Source organism: Adhaeribacter aquaticus DSM 16391 (genome assembly GCF_000473365.1).
In the GTDB taxonomy this organism is placed as follows: Bacteria; Bacteroidota; Bacteroidia; order Cytophagales; family Hymenobacteraceae; genus Adhaeribacter; species Adhaeribacter aquaticus.
The window spans coordinates 2,288,209-2,315,174 of the sequence record NZ_KI421517.1 but is presented as its reverse complement, the minus strand read 5'-3'; the positions used below and the strand labels follow the sequence as shown (position 1 = coordinate 2,315,174).

At 41.3% G+C, this 26,966-nt stretch carries 22 protein-coding genes; 13 read left to right on the top strand and 9 right to left on the bottom strand.

Annotation, left to right across the window (positions count from 1 at the left end; translation table 11 throughout):
- Positions 1–343: 343 nt before the first annotated feature.
- The 10 genes from ADHAQ_RS0112260 to ADHAQ_RS0112210 all read left to right on the top strand — a co-directional run bounded on the left by ADHAQ_RS0112260 (position 344) and on the right by ADHAQ_RS0112210 (position 17,104).
- Positions 344–1,708 (top strand): alginate export family protein, encoded by a 1,365-nt coding sequence (locus ADHAQ_RS0112260; protein ID WP_051359883.1) that lies wholly within the window; start codon positions 344–346, stop codon positions 1,706–1,708.
- 101 nt (positions 1,709–1,809) lie between these two features.
- The gene (locus tag ADHAQ_RS0112255) at positions 1,810–3,075 is read left to right on the top strand and encodes a CmpA/NrtA family ABC transporter substrate-binding protein (protein WP_034256792.1); all 1,266 of its coding nucleotides are present in this window, start codon (positions 1,810–1,812) and stop codon (positions 3,073–3,075) included.
- Between the two features lie 82 nt (positions 3,076–3,157).
- On the top strand, positions 3,158–4,018 hold the full coding sequence (gene ntrB / locus ADHAQ_RS25510; RefSeq protein WP_084523835.1) for a nitrate ABC transporter permease: 861 nt from the start codon (positions 3,158–3,160) through the stop codon (positions 4,016–4,018).
- Between the two features lie 88 nt (positions 4,019–4,106).
- Complete coding sequence (locus tag ADHAQ_RS25505) at positions 4,107–4,928, top strand: ABC transporter ATP-binding protein (protein WP_051359882.1); 822 nt, start codon at positions 4,107–4,109, stop codon at positions 4,926–4,928.
- 736 nt (positions 4,929–5,664) lie between these two features.
- Entirely contained in the window at positions 5,665–8,178 is a 2,514-nt protein-coding gene (gene nirB, locus ADHAQ_RS0112235; RefSeq protein ID WP_034256790.1) for a nitrite reductase large subunit NirB, read from the top strand.
- A 91-nt stretch (positions 8,179–8,269) separates the two neighbouring features.
- Entirely contained in the window at positions 8,270–8,641 is a 372-nt protein-coding gene (gene nirD, locus ADHAQ_RS0112230) for a nitrite reductase small subunit NirD (protein ID WP_026463182.1), read from the top strand.
- Positions 8,642–8,717: 76 nt separating this feature from the next.
- Positions 8,718–10,100 carry a NarK family nitrate/nitrite MFS transporter gene (locus ADHAQ_RS0112225; protein ID WP_051359881.1) on the top strand — a complete coding sequence of 461 codons (1,383 nt, stop codon included), beginning with the start codon at positions 8,718–8,720 and terminating at the stop codon, positions 10,098–10,100.
- 471 nt (positions 10,101–10,571) lie between these two features.
- Entirely contained in the window at positions 10,572–14,096 is a 3,525-nt protein-coding gene (locus tag ADHAQ_RS0112220) for a nitrate reductase (RefSeq protein ID WP_026463180.1), read from the top strand.
- Between the two features lie 245 nt (positions 14,097–14,341).
- Positions 14,342–15,805: a rubredoxin gene (locus ADHAQ_RS0112215; protein ID WP_026463179.1), complete on the top strand. Its 1,464-nt coding sequence runs from the start codon at positions 14,342–14,344 to the stop codon at positions 15,803–15,805.
- Positions 15,806–15,892: 87 nt separating this feature from the next.
- Positions 15,893–17,104: a molybdopterin molybdotransferase MoeA gene (locus tag ADHAQ_RS0112210; RefSeq protein ID WP_026463178.1), complete on the top strand. Its 1,212-nt coding sequence runs from the start codon at positions 15,893–15,895 to the stop codon at positions 17,102–17,104.
- An 87-nt stretch (positions 17,105–17,191) separates the two neighbouring features.
- On the opposite strand, the gene ADHAQ_RS0112205 is transcribed toward ADHAQ_RS0112210, so the two are convergent.
- From ADHAQ_RS0112205 to ADHAQ_RS0112195, 3 genes are all read right to left on the bottom strand, one after another.
- Positions 17,192–18,370 (bottom strand): AAA family ATPase, encoded by a 1,179-nt coding sequence (locus tag ADHAQ_RS0112205; RefSeq protein WP_034256788.1) that lies wholly within the window; start codon positions 18,368–18,370, stop codon positions 17,192–17,194.
- The gene (locus ADHAQ_RS0112200) at positions 18,363–19,226 is read right to left on the bottom strand and encodes a hypothetical protein (protein WP_211240586.1); all 864 of its coding nucleotides are present in this window, start codon (positions 19,224–19,226) and stop codon (positions 18,363–18,365) included. The genes ADHAQ_RS0112205 and ADHAQ_RS0112200 overlap by 8 nt, the downstream gene beginning before the upstream one ends.
- A 101-nt stretch (positions 19,227–19,327) precedes the next feature.
- Positions 19,328–19,654: a DUF7009 family protein gene (locus ADHAQ_RS0112195; RefSeq protein ID WP_026463175.1), complete on the bottom strand. Its 327-nt coding sequence runs from the start codon at positions 19,652–19,654 to the stop codon at positions 19,328–19,330.
- An 80-nt stretch (positions 19,655–19,734) separates the two neighbouring features.
- Here ADHAQ_RS0112195 and moaC point away from each other — a divergent pair, with 80 nt between their 5' ends.
- Entirely contained in the window at positions 19,735–20,220 is a 486-nt protein-coding gene (gene moaC / locus ADHAQ_RS0112190) for a cyclic pyranopterin monophosphate synthase MoaC (RefSeq protein WP_034256786.1), read from the top strand.
- The gene (locus ADHAQ_RS27845; RefSeq protein ID WP_026463173.1) at positions 20,201–21,379 is read left to right on the top strand and encodes an NTP transferase domain-containing protein; all 1,179 of its coding nucleotides are present in this window, start codon (positions 20,201–20,203) and stop codon (positions 21,377–21,379) included. Before moaC ends, ADHAQ_RS27845 begins: the two co-directional genes overlap by 20 nt.
- Before the next feature lie 193 nt (positions 21,380–21,572).
- On the opposite strand, the gene ADHAQ_RS0112180 is transcribed toward ADHAQ_RS27845, so the two are convergent.
- The 4 genes from ADHAQ_RS0112180 to ADHAQ_RS0112160 form a co-directional block, all read right to left on the bottom strand.
- The gene (locus ADHAQ_RS0112180; RefSeq protein WP_026463172.1) at positions 21,573–21,947 is read right to left on the bottom strand and encodes a hypothetical protein; all 375 of its coding nucleotides are present in this window, start codon (positions 21,945–21,947) and stop codon (positions 21,573–21,575) included.
- Positions 21,947–22,252, bottom strand: coding sequence for a hypothetical protein (locus ADHAQ_RS0112175; protein WP_034256785.1), 306 nt, complete (start codon positions 22,250–22,252; stop codon positions 21,947–21,949). Before ADHAQ_RS0112175 ends, ADHAQ_RS0112180 begins: the two co-directional genes overlap by 1 nt.
- 276 nt (positions 22,253–22,528) lie before the next feature.
- Complete coding sequence (locus ADHAQ_RS0112165; protein WP_026463170.1) at positions 22,529–22,939, bottom strand: molybdenum cofactor biosynthesis protein MoaE; 411 nt, start codon at positions 22,937–22,939, stop codon at positions 22,529–22,531.
- A gap of 71 nt (positions 22,940–23,010) precedes the next feature.
- On the bottom strand, positions 23,011–23,253 hold the full coding sequence (locus tag ADHAQ_RS0112160; protein ID WP_026463169.1) for a MoaD/ThiS family protein: 243 nt from the start codon (positions 23,251–23,253) through the stop codon (positions 23,011–23,013).
- 106 nt (positions 23,254–23,359) lie between these two features.
- Here ADHAQ_RS0112160 and moaA point away from each other — a divergent pair, with 106 nt between their 5' ends.
- On the top strand, positions 23,360–24,364 hold the full coding sequence (gene moaA, locus ADHAQ_RS0112155; RefSeq protein WP_026463168.1) for a GTP 3',8-cyclase MoaA: 1,005 nt from the start codon (positions 23,360–23,362) through the stop codon (positions 24,362–24,364).
- 189 nt (positions 24,365–24,553) lie between these two features.
- Here moaA and ADHAQ_RS0112150 read toward each other — a convergent pair whose 3' ends face one another.
- Together ADHAQ_RS0112150 and ADHAQ_RS0112145 are read right to left on the bottom strand one after the other, a co-directional pair.
- The gene (locus ADHAQ_RS0112150; protein WP_026463167.1) at positions 24,554–25,306 is read right to left on the bottom strand and encodes an SDR family NAD(P)-dependent oxidoreductase; all 753 of its coding nucleotides are present in this window, start codon (positions 25,304–25,306) and stop codon (positions 24,554–24,556) included.
- Between the two features lie 226 nt (positions 25,307–25,532).
- Entirely contained in the window at positions 25,533–26,915 is a 1,383-nt protein-coding gene (locus tag ADHAQ_RS0112145) for an NADH-quinone oxidoreductase subunit N (RefSeq protein ID WP_026463166.1), read from the bottom strand.
- Positions 26,916–26,966: the final 51 nt, after the last annotated feature.

Genomic DNA, 26,966 nt, shown 5'->3' with positions numbered 1-26,966 from the left:
GTAATTAAGAAGTATTTAATAAATATATTAAAAATTTGATTAATTTTTAATACTACCTTCAAAAATATGAGTATTTTGGTTAAAAACATAAATTTTATAAAAATTTACTTTAAAATTTAGGTGATAAATATAAAAATAAGTAATATTACTCAAGATAAGGTTTAAAAATATACCTACCTGCTCAAGATTAAGAGTATTTACAAAATTTAAGTATTCTAATGGGAGGGGGCTTGTTGATTTTAGACTCTTTAAAATAAAAATGCCCTGAAAGATCGGCCAATCCTTCAGGGCAGGAAAAAAGTGTTCAGTTCAAATTATTTCTAACCTAAACCATTTCAAATTTATGAAAAAAAAGTTACGCAGCCAACTTATTGGCGGGCTAGTGCTCGGATTTCTGTTCTGTGGTACAGCACATGCGCAATTTTCTGTTTCCGGTCAGCTTCGTACCCGGTCTGAGCTTCGCGACGGGCAGGGTACATTGTCTCCAAAAGGAGCAGAATCTGCTTTTTTTACCTCTCAACGCACCCGTTTAGGCTTTGGCTATGGCGGGTATCGTTTTAAATTGTTTACTGCTATTCAGGATGTGCGGGTTTGGGGACAGGATGCTTCTAGTATTAATAGAATAACACTGGATGCAAATGATGGTTTAATGGTGCATGAAGCCTGGGGTGAAGTGGCTCTTTTAGATACGAGTTCTACGGTTGATAATTTTTCCTTAAAAGTTGGTCGGCAGGAATTGGTGTATGATGATTCGAGATTGCTGGGTAATCTGGATTGGTTGCAGCAAGGACGCCGGCATGACCTGGCTTTATTAAAGCTGGAAAATAATGGTTGGATAGGTCATTTGGGAATAGCTTATAACCAAAACCAGGAACGTAAAATCGGGACGGTATATAATGGTGTGCCAACCGGTTATATAGCTGGTACCAACGGTATTGGGGCATTGTATAAAACTATGCAGTTTTTGTATGCTGGTCGTAAATTAAAAACCGGTAATGTTTCCTTTTTAGCTTTAAAAGATGATTTTAATAAATACCGCCTGGTAAGTGGAGCTCGGGTGTCAGATCCGGGTGTTTGGAGCAGGGTTACTACGGGGACTTATCTAACAGTGTCGCCGTTAAAGAAATTAAACTTTACGGGTAGTGCTTATATCCAGCGCGGAAAAGATAAAGATGGTGCCAAGTTAGCAGCTCATTTGGTATCAGCCGCAGCTATGTATGCTGTTACTCCATTATTAAGTGTTGGTCCTGGTATAGATTACACTTCCGGAAACAACCCGGTAAATACCGATGGGGTAAATCGCCGGTTTGATCCATTGTATGGTACGCCCCATAAATTCTGGGGGTTGATGGATTACTTTTATGTAGCTGACGGTTTTGGCAGAAGTGGATTGGTTAATTACTACTTAAAGTCCCGGTACAAGCTAAAAGACAATGTTGTTTTATCATTAGATGCGCATCAGTTTAGAGCTTCTAATAATATAGTAAACAGCGAGGGCACCACCCTGGATCGTAATTTTGGAACCGAGTTGGATTTGGTTTTGAGTGCTAACCTAACAAAGGTGGTAAATATTGAAGCTGGCTATGCTACTATGTTTGCTACTTCTTCCCTGGCTTCGGTAGGAGTGAAAAATGTGTCTAATCCTGATCTGCAGGCAAACTGGGCTTATTTAATGATTAATATCAAACCCAACTTCCTTTCTAAATAATTTATCCCCTGAAATTCTTGCTTTAGCATGTCTGTAAAAGATAATGCCTGGTGCAACACGTCTAAAATTTTCAGAAAGTAAAATCCAAATTGTTATAAAAAATGAAACCAATTAATGCAATCCTTTCTTTTTGGTTCGCGCTGCTGTTAGCAGTCGTGAGCTCCGCTACGCTTTCGTCCTGCGGTTCTAAAAGTGCCGCTGCTGAAAATGCTTCAGCCCCGGAAACCGCTGAAGCGCCGGTTACTGGTAAAAAAATAACCTTAGGTATTATTCCGCTAACCGATTGTGCGCCTCTGGTAATTGCGCACGAAAAAGGCTTGTTTAAAAAGTACGGAGTAGATGTACAGATTTCCAAAGAAGCTTCCTGGGCTAATGTGCGCGATAAAATATTAACCGGTGAATTGGATGGGGCGCATTGTTTATTCGGAATGCCATTCTCGGTTTACACTGGTGTGAGTGGTAAGGCAGGTTCTGAAATGAAAATTGCCATGATTCTGAACAATAACGGACAGGCTATTACATTGTCTAATGATTTTGCCAGCAAAGTTGGTTTTCAGAAACTGGATGGAATAGCTGCTGCGGTAAATCAGATGCAGGCTAAAAAAGAATTAACCTTTGCCATGACTTACCCGGGTGGTACCCATGATATCTGGTTGCGGTATTGGTTAGCGGCGGCTAAAGTAGATCAGAACAAAGTGAAAATTATTACTATTCCGCCGCCACAAATGGTAGCTAACATGAAGGTAGGTAACATGGATGGCTTTTGCGTTGGCGAACCCTGGAACCAGGTAGCAGTTAAGCAAGGCATTGGTTTTACGCATTTAGCAACCCAGGATATCTGGAAAAACCATCCGGAAAAAGCGCTGGTGGTTAACAAGCAATTCAGCGAAAGCCGCCGCGAAGATCTTAAAAAAGTAATGAAAGCAATTATGGAGGCGTCTATCTGGTTAGATGACCTAAAAAACCGAACCGAGGCTGCTGAAATTATTGGTAGAGCCTCTTACGTAAATGCGCCGGCAAAGGAAATTGAAACTCGCCTAATGGGAGATTATGACCTTGGAGCTAACCTGGGTAAGCATACTTATAAAAATGATTATATGGTGTTTCATAATAAAGGTGCTGTAAACTATCCGCGTAAGGCTCATGGTATTTGGTACATGAATCAGTACGTGCGCTTTGGGTACTTAAAAGAAGTGCCAGATTATAAAACCATTGCTGATAAGTTAATAATACAGGACTTATATGCAGAAGTAGCTAAAGAAATGGGAGTTGCTGTTCCGGAAGATGATATGAAGCCATTTACCATTGATTTAGATAAAGTCACTTTTGATCCGAATAATCCGGCGGGGCCTATGGCTCAAAAATAAGTAGTAGTTGAAGTTGTTGTAAAACTAAATAATCCTGACACAGGCTTGAGCTTGTGTCAGGAACAAAATAAAAATTAAAGATATGAGTATGCAAACTAGTTCTCCAGTATTACCATTAGAGTCTTCTGCTGATCTTGAAAACAAATTCCTGGTTAAGCCTATTCTTAATAAAATAGCAGGTTCAGCTAAGTCGGCAGCTTTTACCCTGGGTGGTTTCACTATTTTGTTAGGGGTTTGGTATGTTATCAGTAAACTTACGGCCGGTGCCTTGCCGGGTCCTTTTGCTACCCTATCGGTGCTTTGGGAAATGTTTCGCGATCCTTTCTACGATTACGGCCCGAACGATAAAGGTATTGCTTTGCAGCTCTTTAGTTCTTTAGGGAAGGTGTTTATAGGCTTTGGGTTAGGTTCGTTGGTAGCTATTCCAATCGGAATTTTAATGGGCGCAAATACTTTCTGCAATAAATTATTCTATCCGATAGTACAAATTCTGAAACCGGTATCACCGTTGGCCTGGTTTCCTATTGGTTTAACTATTTTTCAGTCAGCTGGTACGGCTACCATATTCATAATTTTTATTACTTCTCTCTGGTCTACGCTTATAAACACAGCTTTTGGAGTAGGTACTATTCCTGCCGATCATAAAAATGTAGCCAAAGCTTTTGGTTTTTCAACTTGGAAATACATAACAAAAATTCTAATTCCATACAGTTTGCCGCACATTATTACGGGTTTGCGCTTAAGTATAAGTGTGGCCTGGTTAGTAATTGTAGCCGGCGAAATGCTTTCGGGCGGCCAGGGTATTGGCTTTTTTGTATGGGATAGCTGGAATGCTTTGAGTCTGGAAAAAGTAATTTCTGCTATTCTGATTATTGGTATGGTTGGGCTGTTATTAGATAAGTTATTCTCCTTGTTAGAAAAGAAGTTTTCTTATAATAATTAACCAAGTTATAAGCTTGGCCCTGAGGTAAATACAGGTCCTGTGGAGGTTAAAAGTGTTTTATAGTAATTACAGTTTAATTCAGAATAATATGTATTTAGATATAAATAATTTGGAAATTTCTTTCTCTACGCCAAAGGGTAGGTTTACGGCAGTAAAGAATGTAAATCTGCAGATTGAAAAAGGAGAGATTGTTTCGATTATCGGTCATTCGGGCTGTGGGAAATCTACCATTATGAATGCGGTTGGAGGAATGCTTGCGCCGTCTAAAGGAACGGTTACGGTAAATGGTGTTCCGGTAAAAGGGCCGGGCCCCGACCGTGGAATAGTGTTTCAGAATTATTCATTATTGCCTTGGTTAACGGTATATCAAAATATTTTTGAGGCGGTAGATGCAGCACTAAAGAATAAAACCAAAGAAGAGAAGAAAGAAATCACTGAAAAATATATTCAGATGGTAGGGCTGGCTACGCACCGTGAGAAGTTGCCTAAGCAAATTTCCGGCGGTATGAAGCAGCGGGTAGCCATAGCGCGGGCTTTTGCCATAAACCCCGATATGTTATTGCTGGATGAGCCCTTTGGGGCCCTGGATGCACTTACCAAAGGCTCTATGCATATTGAATTGTTAAAGCTCTGGAACCTGGAAAACCGCAGCAAAACAATTATGATGGTAACGCATGATATTGAAGAGGCAATTTTTCTTTCGGATAAAATTGTGGTTATGTCGGATGGTCCGGCAGCAACTATCCGGGAAATAGAGGAGGTGCACCTGCCGCGGCCCCGGAATAAAAAAGATATTGTGGGTATGCCCGAATATAAGATTATCCGGGAAAGGCTGCTCAGTTTACTGATGGATAAAGTTTCTATTGATGAAAAAGAGTTTTATAAGGGGCCCAAAGTAGAGGTAGCCTAATGCTTTTACTCTTGTTCCCAGTGTGGATGGTGTAATGGACGTTTACTTTTAGATACTTATTAGTATTTATTTTAAGTTTAAAATAAAAGTTTAAACCTGAGTAATTCTACTTAATTATTCCAGTGCTTCAGCGTGATTTTTGAGTAGTTAGGTGGTGAATTTAATTTCTGGTTCTTGTTTTCTTTATTTAAAGGAGCTGAAAAAGTATAGTATTTAGAAAGGTGGTGATTTAGAGAGATTTATTTTAGTAAAGTCCTTTCTGTTGAAATAAAAGCTTTAGGATCTAGTAAATAGTAGAAGAGTTACCTATGGTGTATCCACTTGGGTAGTAATAGTTTGTTTTTTCTCTTTACCTGTTAGCATATTTTGGTCAAGGCAAAGGGATTGTAGGGTTATTGGCCTGTAGGGTGAAAATATTGGTTTTAATATTTTTCACCTTACAGGCTTTTTTTATAAAAAATTTTCATGGAGGCTCAAAAAATGAAAGGCTTTTTATTGAAAATATAAATTTTATGAAAAAGTGGTTTAAAATTTAGGCTTAAAACGTATAAAAGAGTAATTTTACTCAAGTAGACATAAAAAATAAGGCCTGACTTAATATTTTGTATTCGTTTTGAAGTAAAGCCCCTCCAATTTTAGGGTGTTTTTATAAAATGTGGTAAAATTAGAAAGGACCCCTTGTTTTGAGTAAATAAAGTTTCAGGTAAAATATTCAAAATTGCTAAAGCCTAAAGTTATGAGCAGCTTAGTTACACCTCCGCAAAGAATTATTGTTGTTGGCAACGGAATGGTAGGATATAAATTCTGCGAAAAATTAGTTTCTAAAAATCAGTCTGGCGCTTTTGCTATTACTGTTTTTGGAGAAGAGCCGCGACCAGCCTACGACCGGGTTCATTTAAGTGCTTACTTTTCCGGAACTACGGCCGAGGAATTGACCATGGCACCCATTTCCTGGTATGAGCAAAATAACATAACGCTACATTTAGGCGAATTGGTTACGGATGTGGATCCGGTGGCTAAAACCATAACTACCCATAAAGGTGAGATTTTTGCCTACGATAAATTAGTATTAGCAACCGGTTCAGGAGCATTTGTGCCGCCTATTAATGGCGTAGAAAAAACAGGTGTATTTGTTTACCGGACTATTGAAGACCTGGAAGCTATGCTGGCCTATGCACCAAAAGCTAAAACAGCAGCGGTTATAGGAGGTGGTCTTTTAGGCCTGGAAGCTGCCAAAGCTGCCGTGGATATGGGCTTAGAAACCCACGTAATCGAATTTGCTCCCCGGTTAATGCCGCGGCAATTAGATGAGGCTGGATCCGAAACCTTAAAGAAAAAGCTGGAGAACCTGGGTATTAGCATTCACCTGAAAAAAAGTACAACTGCTATTCTGGGAGAAGAAGCCGTTAACAAAATGACCTTTGCCGATGGTTCAGAGCTGGAGGTGGATATGATTATTGTTTCGGCTGGTATTAAGCCACGCGACGAAGTAGCCCGTAAAGCTGGTTTAGCCGTTGGACCTAGAGGCGGTATTGAAGTAAACAATCAATTGCAGACATCTGATCCTGATATTTTTGCTGTTGGGGAATCTGCTTTGCACGAAGGCATGATTTACGGCTTAATTGCGCCGGGCTACGAAATGGCCGAAGTAGTGGTAACGAACTTAATAGGCGGCGAAAAATCCTTTACCGGTTTCGATATGTCTACTAAGCTGAAACTGATTGGGGTAGACGTAGCCAGCTTTGGCGATCCGTTCTGCACCGAAACCAAAGGTCATCCAATTGTATTCGAAGATAAAGTAAAAGGTATTTACAAGCGCATTAACGTTTCGGAAGATGGTAAATACTTATTAGGTGGTATTTTGGTAGGCGATGCTTCCAGTTACAACATGTTGCTGCAAACGGCTAAAAACAAAATCATATTACCGCCAAACCCTGAAGACCTGATTCTAGGTGCCCGGGGCGGCAGTGCCGAACCAGCTGGTGCTGGCGTAATGAGTTTACCGGAAGATGCGACTATCTGTTCCTGTGAAAACGTAACCAAAGGCACTATTTGCTCCAGCATTGTAAGCGATGAATTGTCCGATGTTGCCGGCATTAAAAAATGCACCAAAGCCGGTACTTCCTGCGGTGGCTGTGTGCCCATGTTAGGCGATTTATTAACAGCTACTTTAAAAGAACAAGGCAAAGACGTTAAAAAAGTACTGTGCGAGCACTTTTCTTACTCCCGCCAGGAGATTTTAGATATTGTAAAAATTAATAACATCCGTACTTACGATGAGTTATTAGATCAGTACGGCAAAGGCGATGGCTGCGAAGTTTGTAAACCAGCTGTAGCTTCTATACTGGCCAGCACCTGGAACGAGCTTATCCTTAAACAAGCTACTATTCAGGATACGAACGACCGCTATTTAGCCAACATCCAGAAAGGTGGTACTTATTCGGTTGTGCCACGTATTCCGGGTGGTGAAATTACCCCTGAGAAATTAATTGTAATCGGTCAGGTAGCCGCTAAGTATAGCTTATATACCAAGATTACGGGTGGTCAGCGTATTGATATGTTTGGTGCCCGGATAGATCAGTTACCGGATATCTGGGAAGAACTGGTAAATGCCGGTTTCGAAAGTGGGCACGCCTATGGCAAAAGCTTGCGTACCGTTAAGAGTTGCGTGGGTTCCACCTGGTGCCGCTACGGCTTACACGATTCAGTGGGCTTTGCTATTCAGGTAGAAGAACGCTACCGGGGCATCCGTTCTCCCCATAAATTAAAAGGTGGTGTATCAGGCTGCGTGCGCGAATGTGCCGAAGCTCAATCGAAAGACTTTGGTATTATTGCTACCGAAAAAGGCTGGAACTTATTTGTGTGCGGCAACGGGGGAGCTAAACCACAACATGCCATATTGTTCGCCACGGACCTGGATACAGAGACCTGCTTAAGATACCTGGATCGGTTCCTGATGTTCTACATCAAAACTGCGGAGCCGCTAAACCGAACCTCCACCTGGTTAAATAAAATGGAGGGCGGTATCGACTACCTGCGTCAGGTTATTATAGAAGATTCTTTAGGTATCTGCGAAGACCTGGAGCGCGAAATGGCTTTTATGATTGAGACCTATGCCTGCGAGTGGAAAGAAGTTGTAAATAACCCAGAATTACGCAAACGCTTCCAGCACTTTATTAACACGCCGGAGCCAGATCCAACCATCAAATTCCGCCAGGAGCGGGGCCAGGTTGTACCAGTAGTTAAATAAGAATAATACAAGATAAATGGAATTCTGGGCAGCTAAAACAGCTGCCCCAGGCTAACCCTTTCCTAAGTTTAAAAAAATCAACACTAAAGTCATGATACAAGCACAAAATTCCGACGCCAGCTTATCAGAGGTAACAACATGGTTTAAAGCCGCTGAAGTAAGTGCTTTTCCTGAAAATGGCGGTGCCTGCGTGAAATACCAGGATCAGCAAATTGCAGTATTTTATTTTGCCCGCCGCAATGAGTGGTATGCCTGCCAAAACATGTGCCCGCATAAGCAGCAAATGATATTAGCCCGCGGCATGGTAGGCGACCAGTGTGGCGAACCCAAAGTAGCCTGTCCTTACCATAAAAAGACTTTTTCACTTATTACCGGCGAAAACCTGAATGGCGAGTGCTACGAGATTCAGACCTACCCGGTAAAAGTAGAAAATGGTTTTGTTTACATCGGTATTAAAGAATAACCCTGTTGATTCAGATACAGCTGCATAATTAATAATTCATTCCAAAATCTTCTTTTTACAGCTTAATATTTCGGCCATGCAAGTAATAAAAGATACCAAAATTGGGAAAGCCACTAAAATCAAAATTTTTAGCTTTGGCAAACCTCATATGCGAACATTTCATACCACCTGGTTCGCTTTTTTCCTTTGTTTTTTCGGTTGGTTTGGTATTGCCCCCTTAATGCCAATTATCCGCGAAGAGTTTGCTCTTACTAAAGCTCAGATAGGTAATATTGTTATCTGCTCAGTTTCCATTACCATTTTTGCCCGCCTGCTGATAGGTTGGCTCTGCGATAAGTTCGGCCCCCGCATTACCTACACGTTTATCTTGCTCATTGGTTCGTTGCCGGTAATGCTGGTGGGGCTGAGCAATAGTTACGAAACCTTTATGTTGTTCCGGTTAGCCATTGGTATCATCGGCGCTTCTTTTGTGATTACCCAATTTCACACCTCCATGATGTTCGCACCAAATGTAGTCGGAACTGCCAATGCCACTACAGCCGGGTGGGGCAACATGGGTGGTGGGGCCACTCAGATCATTATGCCAATGATATTTGCCGGATTTGTCGGCTTGGGATTTGTAGAAACATCTGCCTGGCGCTTAGCTATGGTGGTACCGGGCGTGATGTTATTCCTGATGGGTTTAGCGTATTATTTCGTAACCACCGATACGCCGGAAGGTAACGTTACTGACCTGAAAAAAAATGACCCCGAATTCCGGATGAAAGCAGCCGAAGCAAAAGGTGCTTTCTGGAAAGCCTTAAAAGATATACGGGTATGGATGTTATTCCTAATCTACGGGGCTTGCTTCGGTATTGAAATCACCATCGATAACATTGCTGCTATTTACTACTTCGATAAGTTTAAGCTGAACCTGGAAACAGCTGGTTTAATTGCTGGATTGTTTGGTATGATGAATATTTTCGCCCGTACGCTTGGTGGTTACTTCGGTGATAAGGCCGGTATCCGGTACGGCTTAAAAGGACGGGTGTTATTTTTAGCTTTTGCCTTATTTATGGAAGGTATTGCGCTGATCTTATTCTCTCAAATGACTGTGTTGCCAATTGCTATTGCCTCCATGTTGTTCTTTAGCTTGTTTGTAAAAATGTCAGAAGGGGCAACTTACTCGGTCGTGCCGTTCATCAATAAAAAAGCTATCGGTACGGTTTCGGGTATTGTGGGAGCAGGTGGTAACGTAGGCGCCGTATTAGCGGGTTTCTTGTTAAAAGAAGAAACACTTACTTATAGCGATGCCTTATTCATTATTGGTTGCGTGGTAATAGCGGTTTCCTTTACTTCCTTTCTGGTGAAATTTAGCAAAGCCCATGAAGCGGAGGCGCAATCTGAAATGGATGCTTCTTTAGGGAATATCGCTGTAGCAGAAGGAGAATTGCAACCAGTTTTAGTGTCAGTTAAATAGGAGTTTGCGGCTAATGGGCTAGGCGATTCTAACTCGTTTACTTTCGCCTCGCCGGCTGGGCCTTACTTTTTGTCTTGACACAAAAAGGAAGCAAAAAAGTCAAGACCCTTCAAACTCGCTGACCACTCGAACAGTGAAGTGTCAATTTTTCCACCCGCCACTGCTTTTTAGTTTGCAATGTTTATGCATACCCTCCTTGATTAGGAGGGATAGAGGTGGTAGAAAAGTTATTGGACCCACATTCTTGAGATAAGTAAACAAGGTTCCTCCTGAATGGCAAAAAATACGGTCATTCCGAGCTTGTCGAGGAATCTATTAGATAGCTAATAAGACGATATGATTGAGATCCTTCGCCAGGCTCAGGATGACTAAAATAGAGCAGAAAAGTTTAAGCATGGAAAGCTTAAGCTGAAAGGCTAAAACAATCACAGATTACTCCTGGGTAAAACCAGAAACAGATTACAGAAGGAAATGAAAAAGAGTAGAGATAAAAGCTTTAAAACCACCTGTTCTTACTGCGGTGTTGGTTGCGGTATAGTAGTGCAGCAGGATGCAAAAGGTAAAATCCGGGTAGAAGGCGATCCGGAGCATCCTACCAACAAAGGCATGCTTTGCTCTAAAGGGTTAAACCTGCATTACGTTGCTTCTGATTATTCCGACAGATTATTATACCCTGAGATGCGGTGGGGTAAAAACCAGCCCCGGCAACGCGTAAGCTGGGATACGGCATTAGACCGCGCCGCCGCCGTTTTTAAATCATTAATAGCTAAGTATGGTCCTGATTCTGTTGGATTTTATATTTCCGGACAGTGTTTAACCGAAGAATATTACGTTGCCAATAAATTAGCAAAAGGCTTTATAGGCACCAATAACATCGATACCAACTCCCGTTTGTGCATGAGCTCGGCGGTAGTAGGTTATAAAATGGCTTTAGGCGAAGATGCGGTGCCGGCTTGTTACGATGATATTGAATTATCTGACTGTCTTTTGATTACGGGCGCTAACCCAGCCTGGTGCCATCCCATTATTTTCCGCCGGATTGAAAAGTACAAAGAAGAAAATCCGGATTACAAAATTATAGTCATTGATCCGCGCCGCACCCAGACCTGTGCCATTGCCGATTTGCACTTACAAATAAACCCCGGTACCGATATTGTTATTTACCACGCCATTGCCAAACACCTGATTGACAAGAATTTGATTGATGAGGCCTTTATCGCGAAACATACCGATGGTTTTGAAGCTTTCCGGGAATTTGTCAGCCAAACTTCTTTGGAGGAAGCAGCCGTTATTTGTGATGTATCAGTAGAAGATATTAAAAAAGCAGCCATTTACATTGGTCAGGCCAAAGGCTTTATGTCGATGTGGGCCATGGGTTTAAACCAAAGCGTAATTGGCGTTGATAAAAACTTATCCTTATTAAACTTATCGCTTATAACTGGTCAGATTGGCAAGCCAGGTTCCGGACCTTTCTCGCTCACCGGGCAGCCCAACGCAATGGGTGGACGCGAAGTGGGAGGTATGGCCAACCTGCTATCAGCGCACCGCGACCTGAATAACCCGGTGCACCGCCAGGAAGTAGCCGATTTTTGGGGCGTACCAAGTGTGCCGGCCCAGGTAGGTTTAACGGCTACGCAAATGTTTGAGGGGCTCCGGGACGATAAATTAAAAGCAGTTTGGATTATTTGTACTAATCCGCTGGTAAGCTTACCGGATGCCGGTATGGTAGAAGAAGCTTTGAAAAAAGCCCGATTTGTGGTAGTGCAGGACATTTCTAACCGCTCAGATACCTTACAGTACGCCGACTTAGTGTTGCCGGCTGCCGGCTGGTTAGAAAAAGAAGGTACCATGACCAACTCGGAGCGTCGGATTAGTCACTTAAATGCGGTATTAACGCCTCCCGGCGAAGCATTGCCGGATGTGGATATCCTGTGCCGGTTTGCCCAGAAAATGCAATATCCGGGCTTTGACTATACCAGCGTTGATGAAATTTACGAAGAGCATGCCCAGTTAACCAAAGGTACCAATATTGATGTGAGCGGCCTGAACTACGAAAAGTTGAGGGAGAAACGCAGTATTCAATGGCCGGTTCCCACTTTCGGACACGAAGGAACACCGCGTTTATTTGAAGATAAGAAGTTCTATACACCTAACCAGCGCGCGCAAATTTCTACGCCTGCCAGCTATGCTAATCAATCAGAGCCTTTAAACTCTGCGTTTCCATTGGTTTTAACTACCGGCCGCATCCGCGACCAGTGGCATACCATGACCAAAACCGGTAAGGTAAACAAGTTAAAGCAACACCTGAGTAAACCATTCCTGGAAATTAACCCGATTGATGCGGCTATTAGAGGCATCAATGACGGCGATACCGTAGAGATTGTCAGCGCACGAGGTAAGGTAACGGTAAATGCTGTTTTAACCACCGATATTAAAACCGGGGTTGTTTTTCTGCCGATGCACTGGGGTAAAATTCTGAATCGCAACTTTGGCCGGACCAACAACCTGACCAATACGCTGGTTGATCCAAAATCCAAAGAACCGGATTTTAAATTTTCGGCCGTACAGGTACAGAAATATGAAAAGCCATTTGATAAAATTGTAGTTATTGGAGCAGGTGCAGCGGCTTACCGTTTCATTAATACGTATCGCGAGAAAAACACCCGCGATGAAATTCATGTGTTTTCGCAGGAAGAATATCCTTTCTATAACCGGGTTTTGTTACCGGAATACCTGAATGGGCATCTAAATTGGGAACAACTAGAGAAATTTAAAGCCGGTGAGTTAGCCAAGCTGGATGTTTATCTACACAAAGCTACCGGCATCAAGACCATTAACCGCGAGAACAAAACCGTTACCGATACTAACAACCAAACGCATAGCTACGACAAATTAATTATAGCCACGGGGAGCCGGGCATTTATTCCGCGGGATGTACCGATGGAGTTGCCGGGTATATTTACCATGCGTAACCGGGGCGATGCCGACCGTTTAAAGCAATTCCTGAACTACGAAGGACATGTGGTTATAATTGGTGGTGGTTTATTAGGCCTGGAACTGGCTGCTTCGCTGCGCGAAATTGATATCAACGTCACCATTATTCAGCTGAACTCCCGCCTGATGGAACGCCAGCTGGATCAGATTTCCGGTGATTTAGTGCGGGAACACGTGGAAGAATTAGGAGTGAAAGCTTATTTCAACGATCAGGTACAAACCATTTTTCCAAATAAGAATGCACCAGGTTTAGTGGCTAATTTGAAAAGCGGTAAAACGCTGCCTTGTAATGCGGTGGTTTATGCGGTAGGGACCCGCCCCAATATGGAAATTGCCCTGGAAGCAAAATTAAATTGCGGTCGCGGCATTATGGTGAATGAATATTTACAGTCCAGCGACCCGGATATTTTTGCCATGGGCGAAGTAGCTGAATTTAACGGTATTGTGAATGGTATTACCATGGCCGCTGAAGCCCAGGCCGATGTAGCCGCCCGGTTCTTAGCCGGTGACCAAAGCAGTTATTACACCGGCTCTATCTTTATGAATATCCTGAAATTATCGGACCTGAACCTATGCTCGCTGGGTATGGTAAGTGCGCCCGATAACAACTCGGAATACGAAGAAGTCATTTTTACCGACAAAGCCAAGCGCTACTACAAGAAGTGTATTATTCACCAGGACCGGCTGGTAGGAGCTATTTTAATGGGCGATAAAAGCGAATTTGCGGAGTTTAAAACGCTTATTGAAAACAAACTGGAGTTATCCGACAAGCGTATGGAGTTGCTGCGTTCGGGCAAAGCGGCTGCTCCGGTTTTAGGCAAACTAGTTTGCTCCTGCAACAACGTAGGCGAGGGCAACTTAACCAATATGATAAAAGGCGGCTGCACCGAATTCCGGCAGTTGTGCCAGCAATCGGGTGCCGGCATGGGCTGTGGCAGCTGCAAACCAGAAGTGAAAGCCATCCTGGAGCAGAATCTAGAAAAAGAAGCCGTTACAGCCTAAGAATTTAACCACCCCAGCCCCTCCTAAAATAGGAGGGATGCTTTTTTGATTCTATAATTAGAAAAACAGAAAAGCAGCGGCGGGTGGAAGAAATGACACTTCACTGTTCGAGCGGTCAGCGAGTTTGAAGGGTCTTGACTTTTTTGCTTCCTTTTTGTGTCAAGACAAAAAGGAAGGCCCAGCCGGCGAGGCGAAAACCGGCAAACAGAAAAACAAAAGCTATTACCAATTACAAAAAAGCGGTTATGGAAAAGAACGATTTAGTACGGGTATTTTTGCGGGGAGGGGTGGTATCGCCCGGCGATATGAAGCGTATTCTGGAAACCGCCGAAGATTTTGGGAACGAGTTCATCCATTTTGGATCGCGGCAGGACTTATTGTTTCCGGTAAACATCAGAAGTAAAACCATTCTGGATCATACGTTTCAGGCCATTCGCACGGAGTATGATTTTGAAGGAAACAGCTTTCAGAACATCGTAAGCTCTTATGTAGCCGCAGATATTCTGCCCAGCACTAACTGGCTCCATTCCGATACCTATTTGTATATATTAGATGATTTTGAGCAATACCGTACCCAACTTAAAATAAATATTGCTGATCCCCGCCAAACTTTAGTGCCATTATTTACCGGTAATTTAAACTTTGTGGCCTCTAAGCAGGATAACTACTGGTACCTGTACCTAAGCCTGCCGGAGTACGGCGAAGAATTGGTTTGCTGGCCGGTTCTCATTTATACATTTGATGTGGTGCGCACCGTAAAAGCCTTGGAAGAAGTTTACCTGGCCCAGCCCAACTTGCCGGTACAGGAATTATACGAACAAACCAGTGCGAAAATAAAAGCCAATAACCGGCCGGTAGACGAAGAACTGGAGTTGCCCAAAATGCCTTTCCCTTCTTATGAAGGCATGAATAAAATGGCAGGCGATAAATATTGGTTAGGCTTATACTGGCGTAACAACTGCTATACCATAAAATTCCTGAAGGCGCTGTGCAATTTATGCGTGGAAACCAATATTGGTAAAATCAGCATTACGCCCTGGAAATCTTTTATTATAAAAGGGATTCAGGAAAAAGATAAAATAAAATACGAAAAGCTGCTGGGCAAGCACGGTATAAACATGCGCCATTCATCGCTGGAGTTAAACTGGCATTTACCGGTACTCGACGAAGAAGCTTTTCAGTTGAAACGGTACCTGGTAAGAACTTTCGATCAAAACGACATTAGTACCGAAGGATTAACTTTTGCGGTTAAAACGGTACCCATGGTATTATTTACATCTATTGTAATAGAAAAAAATCCGGTATCGCGTTACGCCGATAAGTACGACCTGCTGGACACCTACAATGTAATGTATTGCAAAGATTTTAACCCGAACAAGCGCGAATATATTTCTTATGCAAAGGATGTAATGAAGGAAGATTTAGCACCTTTGTTAATGGAGCTGAGTTGCCTGTATTACGAACAACTGAACTACGAGCCCGAAGTAAGGTATGCCAAACCCGCTGTAGAAACTAAACCAGTAAAGCCCATTTACCAGTGCAGCCAATGCTTAACCGTGTACGACGAAACTTACGGCGATGCCCTGGCCGGAATTGAACCGGGTGTGCCATTTGCTAATTTGCCGGAAACGTATACCTGCTCTTTGTGCGATGCTCCTAAACAGGAATATAAACCTGTAGCTAAAGCAGTAACCACGGCGGTAGCCTAGAAAATGCCTAAATTGGGAAGCTGATACCAAATTTTAGCGTAGCAATAACCGCTTATTTTTGTAAGTTAGGGCGTTTTTTCAGGATCTATGATTACGGTAGAACAAGCCACTAACTTAATTCAGCAGAATGTATTGTCTTTGCCTGTAGCCGAGGTTGCTTTATCCGAAGCTACCGGCAAAGTATTACGCGAACCCATATTTGCTGATCGTGATTTCCCGCCTTTTAACCGGGTGGCCATGGATGGCATCGCTATTCAATACGACACCTATAAACGGGGCGAAGATTTATTTCAGATTGAAGGAATTCAGTTAGCGGGTGCCGAGCCTTTAACCCTGCAACACGCCGATAACTGCCTGGAAGTAATGACCGGGGCCCGTTTGCCCTTTGGTACCGATACCGTGATCCGGTACGAAGACCTGAAAATAGTTGACCGCGGAGGGGTAAAATATGCCCGTATTCAGGAAGCCCCTAAAGCAGCGCTGCAAAATGTACACCGGCAAGGATCGGATAGAAGCGCCCAGGATTTATTAATCACAGAAGGTACTTTTTTAATGCCCGCCGAAATTGCCATAGCCGCTACCGTAGGTAAATTAACGCTAAAAGTTTCGGCTCCGCCTAAAGTAGCTATTATTTCTACCGGCGACGAATTGGTGGATATAACCGATAACCCGCTGCCGCACCAAATCCGCCGTTCGAATGCTTATATGTTGCAATCTGCTCTGCAGGTGCAAAATATTCCGGCCCAGCTATTCCATTTAATTGACGCTAAAGCGCTTATTGAGCACGAGTTGGGAAAGCTGTTAGCCGAGTTTGATGTATTGTTATTGAGTGGGGGCGTATCGAAAGGCAAGGCCGATTTTGTGCCGGATGCCTTAACTGCGTTGGGCGTGAAAAAATTATTTCACCAGGTAGCGCAAAAGCCGGGTAAGCCGTTTTGGTTTGGCCGCAAAGAAGTGGGGCCGGTAGTTTTTGCCTTGCCCGGCAATCCGGTTTCTACGTTTGTATGTTATTACCAGTTCGTGCAGCCCTGGTTACGGGAATGTTTAGGGGCTAAACCGGTCCTGAAGCAAAAAGCCATTCTAACCGAAGAAGTAATTTTCAAACCCAATTTGACTTACTTTTTGCCGGTTCAGGTTTCGGTGGGGTTAAGCGGCATGCTGCAGGCCAAACCTTTGCCAAATGGGGGTTCCGGCGATTTAGCCGCCTTGTTAGAAGCCGATGGGTTTCTGGAATTGCCGCAACAAGCTTCCGTGTTTTCGGCTGGGCAGGTTTTTTCGTTGCTTTATTTTAGGAGTTGAGTTCTAAAGGACCTTGTCTAGTATTACTTTGGTCTTGTATATTGGGTAGATAAGACTTTCAAGAGGAGCATATATTTACATCATAATTTAGTGTAATTTTATAATTCTTTCATTTAACTTTTGAACAAAGGTTTGTTTAATTGCTTTGTTCAAATCCCTCATATTTTTGAACTTAGCTACATTAATTTTTCTAAATACTTTGAGCTTAAAATCATCATCTAAAACGTTTGCTACATTTTTATTATACTTTTTAACTACACTATTAATTCTAAATTCAACATATTTTAGTTTATCTTGATTTTTGAGAATAGAAAAATAGCATTTGTAATCAAACCTTGATCTTAGCTCAGGTGATATAACTTTTTTAAAATCTTCTTTCGATATATTAGAAGTAAATATTATGATAAAACCATTAAGGTCTATTTCATGAGTTAAAGAGCTTGTCAATTTTCCGTTTTCTAGTACATCAAGAAAATAATTAAATAAAGTAGAATTTGATTTTTCAAATTCGTCTATTAAGATTACTCCCGTGTCAGACTTTTCAACTCGGATAAATATTTCACCATCTTCACTTCCAATGTATCCTCTTGGGCTTCCAATTAGTGAGTTAAGAGAATTATCACTGCTATAATTTCCAAAATTTATTTTAGCCATTTTGTTCTGGCCCTCTAGTGCTTTATGTATAGCTCGAGCAACTTCAGTTTTTCCTATTCCGGAATCACCCATTAAAAAGAGTGATAATATTTTATGCTCTCCAAGTTTATTAAAGACTCTAAAATTATCAACTTGAACTTTGAAATCATCTTTGAATTTATCATGTCCATATAGTGATTCATTAAAAGAATAGAAGAACGATTCTAATTGATCAGTTTTAAGGTCAATTATTCTTTTATGTTTTTTTCCTATTGATTTTTTATCAGTTTTTTGAAGTTCTTCTTTTTGTTGTGAATATTCCTCAAAAATTTTAAAGTTAGAAAAGCAAAATCTTAATTGTTCTTCAAAAAAGGATTTGTAGTTCTCGTCTGCAATGAAAACGAATTGATTATCAAATAAATTAATCAATCTTTCACTATGATATTGGTTGTTAATATTTGTTAGAGATGTAATATCTATAACTGTTTCAAATCCATAAACCTCTTCAATTAAGGCTTCATTTAAAATAAACTTTGTAATACTTAAAATCTCTTTATCTTGTGATGCATAGAAAGCTTTAAGTTCCCTGAATTGTGATGGGTTATAAAGTAGAAGTTCACTTTTACTAATCATTCTTTTTCGGTGTATTTATTATCTGAATGATTGATAAAATATCTATAAAATGATATTCCTTATTATCTTTTAAACTACTTACAAATGGATTGAAGGTATTTGATGCAATAGTATTTTCGTATTGACTATCTTGAATCTCATCATCTTCATTTTGATTCATTAGCTGTTGCCCATTTCCTATTTCTTGAAAGAACTCAAGAGAATTTTTAAGATCCCCAAGTTTAATTTTCCCTTTATACAATCCCACTAAGGAAACTTTTCCAATAAATAAATCATCAACGCTGTAAGAACTTTCAAATTCACTTTCAAAAGTGAGGGGAATTTTGATGAGTATATTCTCTTCGATACTTAAAACTTTTCCTTTGAGCTTATAGGCATAATCTTTAAACATTGAGTTGAAAAGATTATTCATATCAAATTCATTAGCTCCAGGCACCGTAAGTCCTTTAAAGGCGTTATTTGTGAATAATTTGACTAATCTTAATTCGGGTTCATTCTCTAAGGAAAGTGATACATTATCTATTCTTATTAATTCGCCTTCCTTTACATTTTCAAAGGTTTCAATTGTTATGGAGTTTTCAATAACATCGTTTAATATAACAGATTTTGTTGTTTTTACTTCGAACGTTTCAAGCACTTTTTGGGCAGAGCTTCCAGCTACCCTCCCTTTTCCTTCTCCCTCAACATTGAATAATTTAAAAAACTTATTTCCTATGTCGAACTTTGCTCCTAATTCAGCTGCTCCTTCTGTGTTTTTATTACTTTCTAATTCCTTATTTAATAAAATAATATTTCCCAACATCATTTTTATTTCATAGACTTTTGGGAAGTTAATATAGTATATGTTAAATATCATACTTAAGTAATTTTCTAAGGGATGTTAAAACAGCTTAAATAAGTGGAACTGGTCAAGTTAACGTAATGTTCTGAAGTTAAGGACTTATATTGAATATATCATTAATGAAAACAATCCAAATCCTTCTCCACCAATATTTTTAAACCCCTTTCAGTACCATTATCAATAAAGCCTTCAAATCCGTTTTGCTCGGAATTTACCCATTGGGCGGCAATACTTTCGGGTACCAGCACTGTTACCTGGGCCTGTTCAAAAGTGGCGGTTACAACTGGCGTGTTGGCTGAGAAAGCCAATACATAGCGTAATACTTGATCTTCTGAAGGGCCAAACTGGATGCGTTCTTCTATTTGGCCGGTTTGTTTAAATTGGGTTACTTCGGTTTCGGAAAGGCGTAAGCGGAGGCTGTTGCTTTGCACTCGTAGTTTCATGTGCTAAAGGGAATATTCGTGAAAGTGCAGAAGTTCTGCGGTTGTATTCGTAAATTTAATCCAAAATAGCGAAACAACAGATGGAACAGGAGAAAAGCTTTTCCCATTTAGATGCGGCTGGCAATCCGGCCATGGTAGATGTAAGTGCCAAGTCGGAAACCAAGCGTACGGCCTGGGCCAGGAGCATTGTGGTACTGGGCGAAGAGATCTTGCAGCACCTAACCAACGGCGATATCCATACCAAAAAAGGACCCGTGTTTCAGACAGCTATTATTGCCGGCACCATGGGCGCTAAAAAAACTTCCGATTTAATTCCGTTGTGCCACCCGCTGGGCCTGGAAAGTTGTAAGTTTAAGATTGAAGTAAACCAGGCGCAGGAAGTGGTAATTGATTGTACGGCCGTGATTACCGGGAAAACCGGGGTGGAAATGGAAGCGTTAACTGGGGCTACCGTAGCGGCTTTAACTATTTACGACATGTGCAAAGCTTTTTCGCACGACATTGTTATTAAAGAAACTAAATTAATGTCTAAAACCGGCGGCAAAAATGACTTCGAACGAAAATAAAAAAGCGCATCAAAAGCACGCCAAAATAGAGCGCCCCAACCTGGGCTACTTTGGCCGGACCGAATTGGCAATCTTGGGTACGCCCTGCGGCACCATTAAAAAGTTGGCTTATGCTATTACTGAGCAGTTAAGTCAGCGTTTAAAAATTGCCTATGTAGACGCCGACCACAAAAGTGCGGATGCCGAAGCCCAGAATGGGGCTGATGTAAATACCGCTTTAGCTCACGGTGCAGCCATAGAATATACCGATAAAATTACTTTTCAGCGGTACGATTACCGTTCCGGGTTTAACGAGTTTGAACAGAAAGCCTTGTTCCAGAAAGCGGATCTGGTACTGGTAAATTGCAATCATTTTCTGGCCAACGCCCAGATAATTGTGATTGATCCGGCTAAGCCGCTGGAGAAAAAGCTGGATAAGCTGACGAATGTGCAGTTAATTTTATTACAGGAAGGCGTAACCGAAGTACCAGCTTATTTAAAAGCTCATTTTCCAAATATGGAAAGTATTCCGGTGTTAAGCCTTTCGGATTCCGGGAATATTACTGCCTTTGTAGAAAGCTATTATAAAAAGAATATACCGCCTTTGAATGGTTTAGTGTTGGCCGGTGGCAAAAGTACCCGCATGCATCAAGACAAAGGTTTACTAAATTACCATGGGCAAGACCAGCGGACCCATGTACATGGTTTGCTAAGTGCTATTTGCGAGAAAGCTTTTGTATCTTGTAATGCAACCCAGAAAGAAGAACTGGAAGGTAAACTGCCATACTTAGAAGATAAATTTTTAGACCTCGGACCAAAGGGGGGCATTTTAACTGCGCTGCAAAGCAACCCTAATGCCGCCTGGTTGGCAGTAGCCTGTGATCTTCCTTTACTAAGTTCGGAAACGTTAGCCTATTTGGTGCAGCATCGTGATCCTTCTAAAATGGCAACTGCCTTTTATGATTCGGATGGTAAGTTTCCGGAACCATTGCTTACTATTTGGGAACCCCGCAGTTATGCCACTTTATTGCAGTTTTTAAGTTTGGGCTATTCCTGTCCACGCAAGGCTTTAATAAATTCAGATATTCAACTATTATCCATCCCCGACACCGACGAATTACGCAATGTGAATGATCCGGAAGCTTATGAGCAGGCCATAAAAGAACTCAAAAATATGTAATAATATTTTGCTTTGGCCACGGAAATAACAGCTTATGCTGTGGCCACGAAATGAAGAGCTTATGTTAGGGACAATGCATGGTTCAGGTAACCTAGGCCTGTCTTCCTGAATAATCGATTTTAGAATGAAATGCTTTTTACCTGTATATCCGGCAGGTTGAAGCATAAAGATAGAATAGGTTAAGGTTGTAATTTTATTCAGTAACTGTTGGTCTGGCTGGTTTAGGATTAAGCAGGAAATAATAAACCATACCACCCACCGCATAGGCCAATACATCCAGGTAGTCGCGGGTATATTTATCGGATAAAGCTGGTAAAAGCCCTTCGAAAATAACAGCAAAATAAATAACAGTAAATATAACCTGGGCTCCGTTGAGCCGGCGACGGCAAGACCGCGGGAATAAATTTTGCTGCAACCATAAAGCTAAGGTTAAAACAACGGGCAGGCAAAGCATATCGTTCAGGTAGGGCACCTGGTACTGGTTTAAGTTTAGCAGGGGGAGCAAGAACTTGTTAACCACGTACAGGCTAATAGCTACTATAAAAAATGGGTTCAGTAGTAATTTCATCAGCCAGCAATAAAAGCTAAAAGCCAAACAATAAATGTTACTATAGCAATAAAAGAATATTGTAGTGCCTGGATTATGCGTTTATAAAACACAACAATAACAGAGTCGGTTGGATGAATTTCAATAATATCTAAATCCAGCGTTTTCCGATCCTTTTTGTCGGCTTCCCGGGCAGCTGCTCTTTCCAGTTGTTCATTGCTTAAAAGGGTACCACAATGCTCACACGTATCGGTAAGTTGCTGGTCCCAATCAGACCACTGGCCGCAGTTGGGGCACTTTTTAGAAGATCTAAAGGTAGATGCCATAAGCAAACTAGAGTTTAAATCTTCCTGGTTATCTCTTCTGGAAGATTATTAAAAGTTGTGTTTCTATCAATCTGTTATTAGAAAGTACGGCCATTAGAACTGGTAAGTTCAAAATGGGTACTAAATGGGGGTTTAGAAAGAGGGAGTACATTAGCCGGCGGAATGGACTAAAGGTGGAAACCCCCTATTCTCTTGAGGAGGAAATGCTAAAAGGAATGGGTAAGGTAGAGAAAAGGAGAACAGCTAAATAGAGAAATAAAAAGTTAAAATATCTTTTTAGGGATGGGCAGCTACCCAAACAGCTCCGTCTTCAAATATTTCTTTTTTCCAGATTGGAACGACTTGTTTCAGGGTGTCAATAATAAATTCGCAGGCCTCGAAAGAAGCTTTACGATGTGGCGTTGAAACCGCAATTACTACCGCCGCGTCACCGATTTGCAGCGGCCCTTTGCGGTGTACTACTGCTACTTTCTGAATTGGCCATTTGGCTTTTGCCTGATCGGCAATTTCCTGCATTTTTTTAACGGCCATGGAGTCGTAGGCTTCAAAATCCAGTTGTACCACGGGCTTCGCCTGGGTTTGGTTCCGAACAGTACCTATAAATACATTAATGGCACCAGCTCCATCGGCTTGTACGGCTGCAATCACTTCCTGGGTATTGATAGGCGCTTCGGTAATGGTAACCATTTTATAGCTTTAATTTAAAATTTAGGATCTGATTTTTTAAGTGCTCAGATAAAGTAAGGAGGTTCCGATTATTACCCGCCACAAACCGGTGGAATCAAAGCTATTTCATCCTGCTCCGACAATACCTGTTCTGCCTGTGCATATTCATCATTAATGGCTATGAGTAAAGAATTTAAGTTTTGTAAAGCTGGATAATCTGCTTTTAACCGTTCCAGTAAATTATTAACGTCAGCGTTTTCGCCTAACTCATATTTTAACTTAGAGGAGCCAATTATTTCTTTTGTAATGCCAAACAAAGCTATTTTAACCTGCATATACTTTTGTTATAATTTAAATACAAGATATCAATTTTTATTGTAAATTGTGTAACAATAACAGCAGAAGCCTGAACTTTAGTTTCGGCGGCAAAGTTAAATTAGCATGGATATACCTAACAAAATAGTAGATAACCACGGCCGTACATTAGATTATGTACGTTTGGCAGTTACTGATAGGTGTAACCTGCGTTGCTTTTATTGCATGCCGGAAGAAGGCATTGATTACCTGCCTAAAAAACAGCTCCTGACTTACGAAGAAATGGAGCGTATGCTCCGGGTGCTGGCCCAGATGGGGATCAGCAAAGTGCGTATTACCGGTGGCGAACCTTTTCTGCGAAAAGATTTAATGGGCTTCCTGCACCGGGTGCATGCCATTGAGGGAATTAATGAAATTAACATAACCACCAATGGTGTTTTGACTGCTCCCCATATATCGGAATTAAAAGAATTGGGTATTAAGTCTATTAACCTGAGTTTAGATACGTTGGACCGGGAGCGCTTTTTTCGGATTACCCGCCGCGATGAACTAGATAAGGTAATGGATACTTTTCATGCGTTGCTGGCCCACGGCATTGGGGTAAAAATAAATGCGGTGGTTATGGAAGGTCAGAATACCGAAGATATTATTCCGCTGGCCCAATTAGCCAAAGATTACCCGGTCTCTGTTCGGTTTATTGAAGAAATGCCTTTTAATGGTGGTGGTAACAACCATCCTGTCCTTAACTGGGATTTTCTTAAAATTCTGGATGAATTGCAGTCCGCTTTTCCGGATATCCAGAAGGTAGCCGATGCCCCTCACGCCACTGCTAGGCATTTTGTGGTTCCGGGCCATGCCGGTAATATTGGTATTATTGCCGCTTATACCCGTACCTTCTGTGGTACCTGTAACCGCATCCGGGTAACGGCTCAGGGAGGGTTAAAAACCTGCTTGTATGGTTCTGATGTTTTAAATATCCGGGACCTGTTAAGAAATGGCGAAACAGATGAATCTTTAGCTCTTTCTTTATTACAGGCCTTTGGCAATCGCGCCAAAAATGGTTACGAAGCAGAAGAACAAAGCCAATTACTAATGCCTTCTTTTGCCTCCATGTCTACTATTGGTGGCTAGAACTTCTGATTATTTTAAGTTATTCTTTATTAGGTTCAGGTTGTTATTCAGGTGAATACTTAGTGTTTACTTTAAGATAAGTAGCCAGTAAAGACGTCTCTTTAGAAACCAGCCTTTTATAAAATTTTAAAGCTTCAATTCCTGAATAACCTGAACCTTAACTAATAGCGTTTAAGTTTTGTTTGTATTTTAGGAGAACAATAAGCCCCCATCAATATCGTAATTAGCTCCTGTAATAAAACTTGCTTCCTCGCTAACTAAAAAGGCAACTAAATCGGCTACTTCCGATGCAGTGCCTTCTCTTTTTAAAGGAGTTGCATTTGCCACATTTGTTCTTACTTCTGGTTTGGTAAATTTATCGTGAAAGGTAGTATCAATCAAACCCGGTGTAACGGCATTTACCCGAATGTTTTTAGGGCCTAATTCTTTCGCTAAGCCACGGGTGAAAGTAGAGATAGCACCTTTAGAGGAAGCATAGGCAACAGCACCCGCTCCGCCACCATCCCGGGCAGCCTGCGAGGAGAAATTCAAAATAGCACCGCCACTCGGCATAAAGGGAATAACATTTTTACAAGCCAGGAAAACAGATTTTAAATTCAAATTAATTACCTGATCCCAGAATTCCTCATCCATTTCCAGAAAAGGCTTACGGCCCACTATACCGCCAGCCACATTAATCAGAATATGAATTTCTTCTCCATAAGCTTCCTTGGTTTTAGCCACTAGTTGGGTAACATCTTCTGATTTAGTCATATCTGCTTGGACCAAAATAGCTTCACCACCCTGGCTTTTAATTTGCTCCAAGGTTTCTTCTGCTACCTCTTTGCCGTAACAATAGTTAATTACAACTTTGGCACCTTCACGTGCTAGTTTGTAAGAAACTTCCCGGCCTATATCGCGGCCGCCTCCGGTTACAATGGCTACTTTATCTTTTAATCGCATAAAAAGGTTGTATGTTATAAGTGGAAACGTATAAAATTAAAGTTTGTAGAATACTATCCTGTTGTAAAGGGTTTTTAATATAGTAATAATGCATTGGTTGCGTATCATTTGTTACTATAACACACCTGAAATCAAAAAGCTTTAATTTTAAGTTGAAATCAAAACTGGGAAAATAAAAAAGGACAGGCAAAGTACCTGTCCTTTTTTATTTAGTCTAATGGGAGTCTTATAATAAGTTGCTCATTAATCCGGGTAAAACACCCATAACAATGGTTAATATAGCCATAAATATCAAAGCGAAAGAAGCACTGCTGCCTACAACTACTCTTTCGCCACTTGGTTCGCGCATGTACATGGCAATCACTACCCGGAAATAATAGTAAATACCAACCATTGACATAAGAATAGCTACTATAATCAGCCAAAGTAAGTTTTGTTCTAAGGCGGCACTAAAAATAAATAATTTGCCAAAGAAACCACCAGTTAAAGGAATACCTGCTAACGAACACATTGCAATGGTCATAACGGCTGCCAGTAAAGGGTTGGTCCGACCCAGGCCATTGAAGGCATTATAAGAAATATCGTCGCGTTGATCAGAAACTAGTTTCAGGATGCCGAAAGCAGCAATGGTAGCTACTGAATAAGCTAAAGAATAAAAGAAAATAGCGTTTTCGGAACGGTCGTTGAAAGCAAGTAATGCAATCATTAAATACCCAGCGTGTGAAATACTGGAGTAAGCCATCATACGCTTAAAACTGTTTTGCGCAGCGGCACCAATGTTACCGATACCTAAGGTAATTACGGTCATGGCTACTAAGGTAGGGAACCAGATGTCGTAAGCACCAGCAAATGATACCGACATTAATTTGTAAAAACCAGCAAAGCCTGCGGTTTTAACAACAGTACTCATGAAAGCTGTGAAAAGGGTGGGCGTTCCTTCGTACACATCTGGTGTCCAGAAGTGAAAAGGAGCTGCTGATACCTTAAAGGAAATACCAATTAAGGTAAACAATAGACCCATGGCTAACAGCGGAGAAGTTAGAGCATCGCCGGAACCAGCTGTTGCCGCTGCGCTAATTTCAGTTATTTGGAAAGCGCCGGTAGCACCATATATTAACACTATACCGAAAAGTAAAATACCCGTGGCAAAAGAACCCATCAGGAAGTATTTCAGACCAGCTTCGTTCGAGCGTAAATTCTTTTTATCGCTTCCTGCCAGCACATACATACTGATTGATAAAATCTCGATCCCTACAAAAAGCATAATCAGATTTTCATAAGCTACCATCATAATGGCGCCAACCAGGGAGAATAATAAGATGGAGAAAAACTCAGCTAAGCTTTCGTTCTTTTCATCCACGTAGCGTTTGGCAAACGGAATAAGCAGAATGGTGGTTAAAACCACTACACCGGTAAAAGCCACGGCATAATTATCGATGGTTAGCATCCGCTCGAAGTAGGTAGTGGTGTTGCCCCAGTCGTAGAAATTAACGGCCAGTACTATCAGCAAAAATAAGAATACCAGTGGCAGTATCAGTTTATTGGATTTACGGAACCCAACAAACAGGTTCAGAATTCCAAAAGAGGTTAAGAGTATTATTGAATTCATTTCTTTATCTGATTTTCGAATTATCTTTTATCGGTTCACGAACATCAAGTA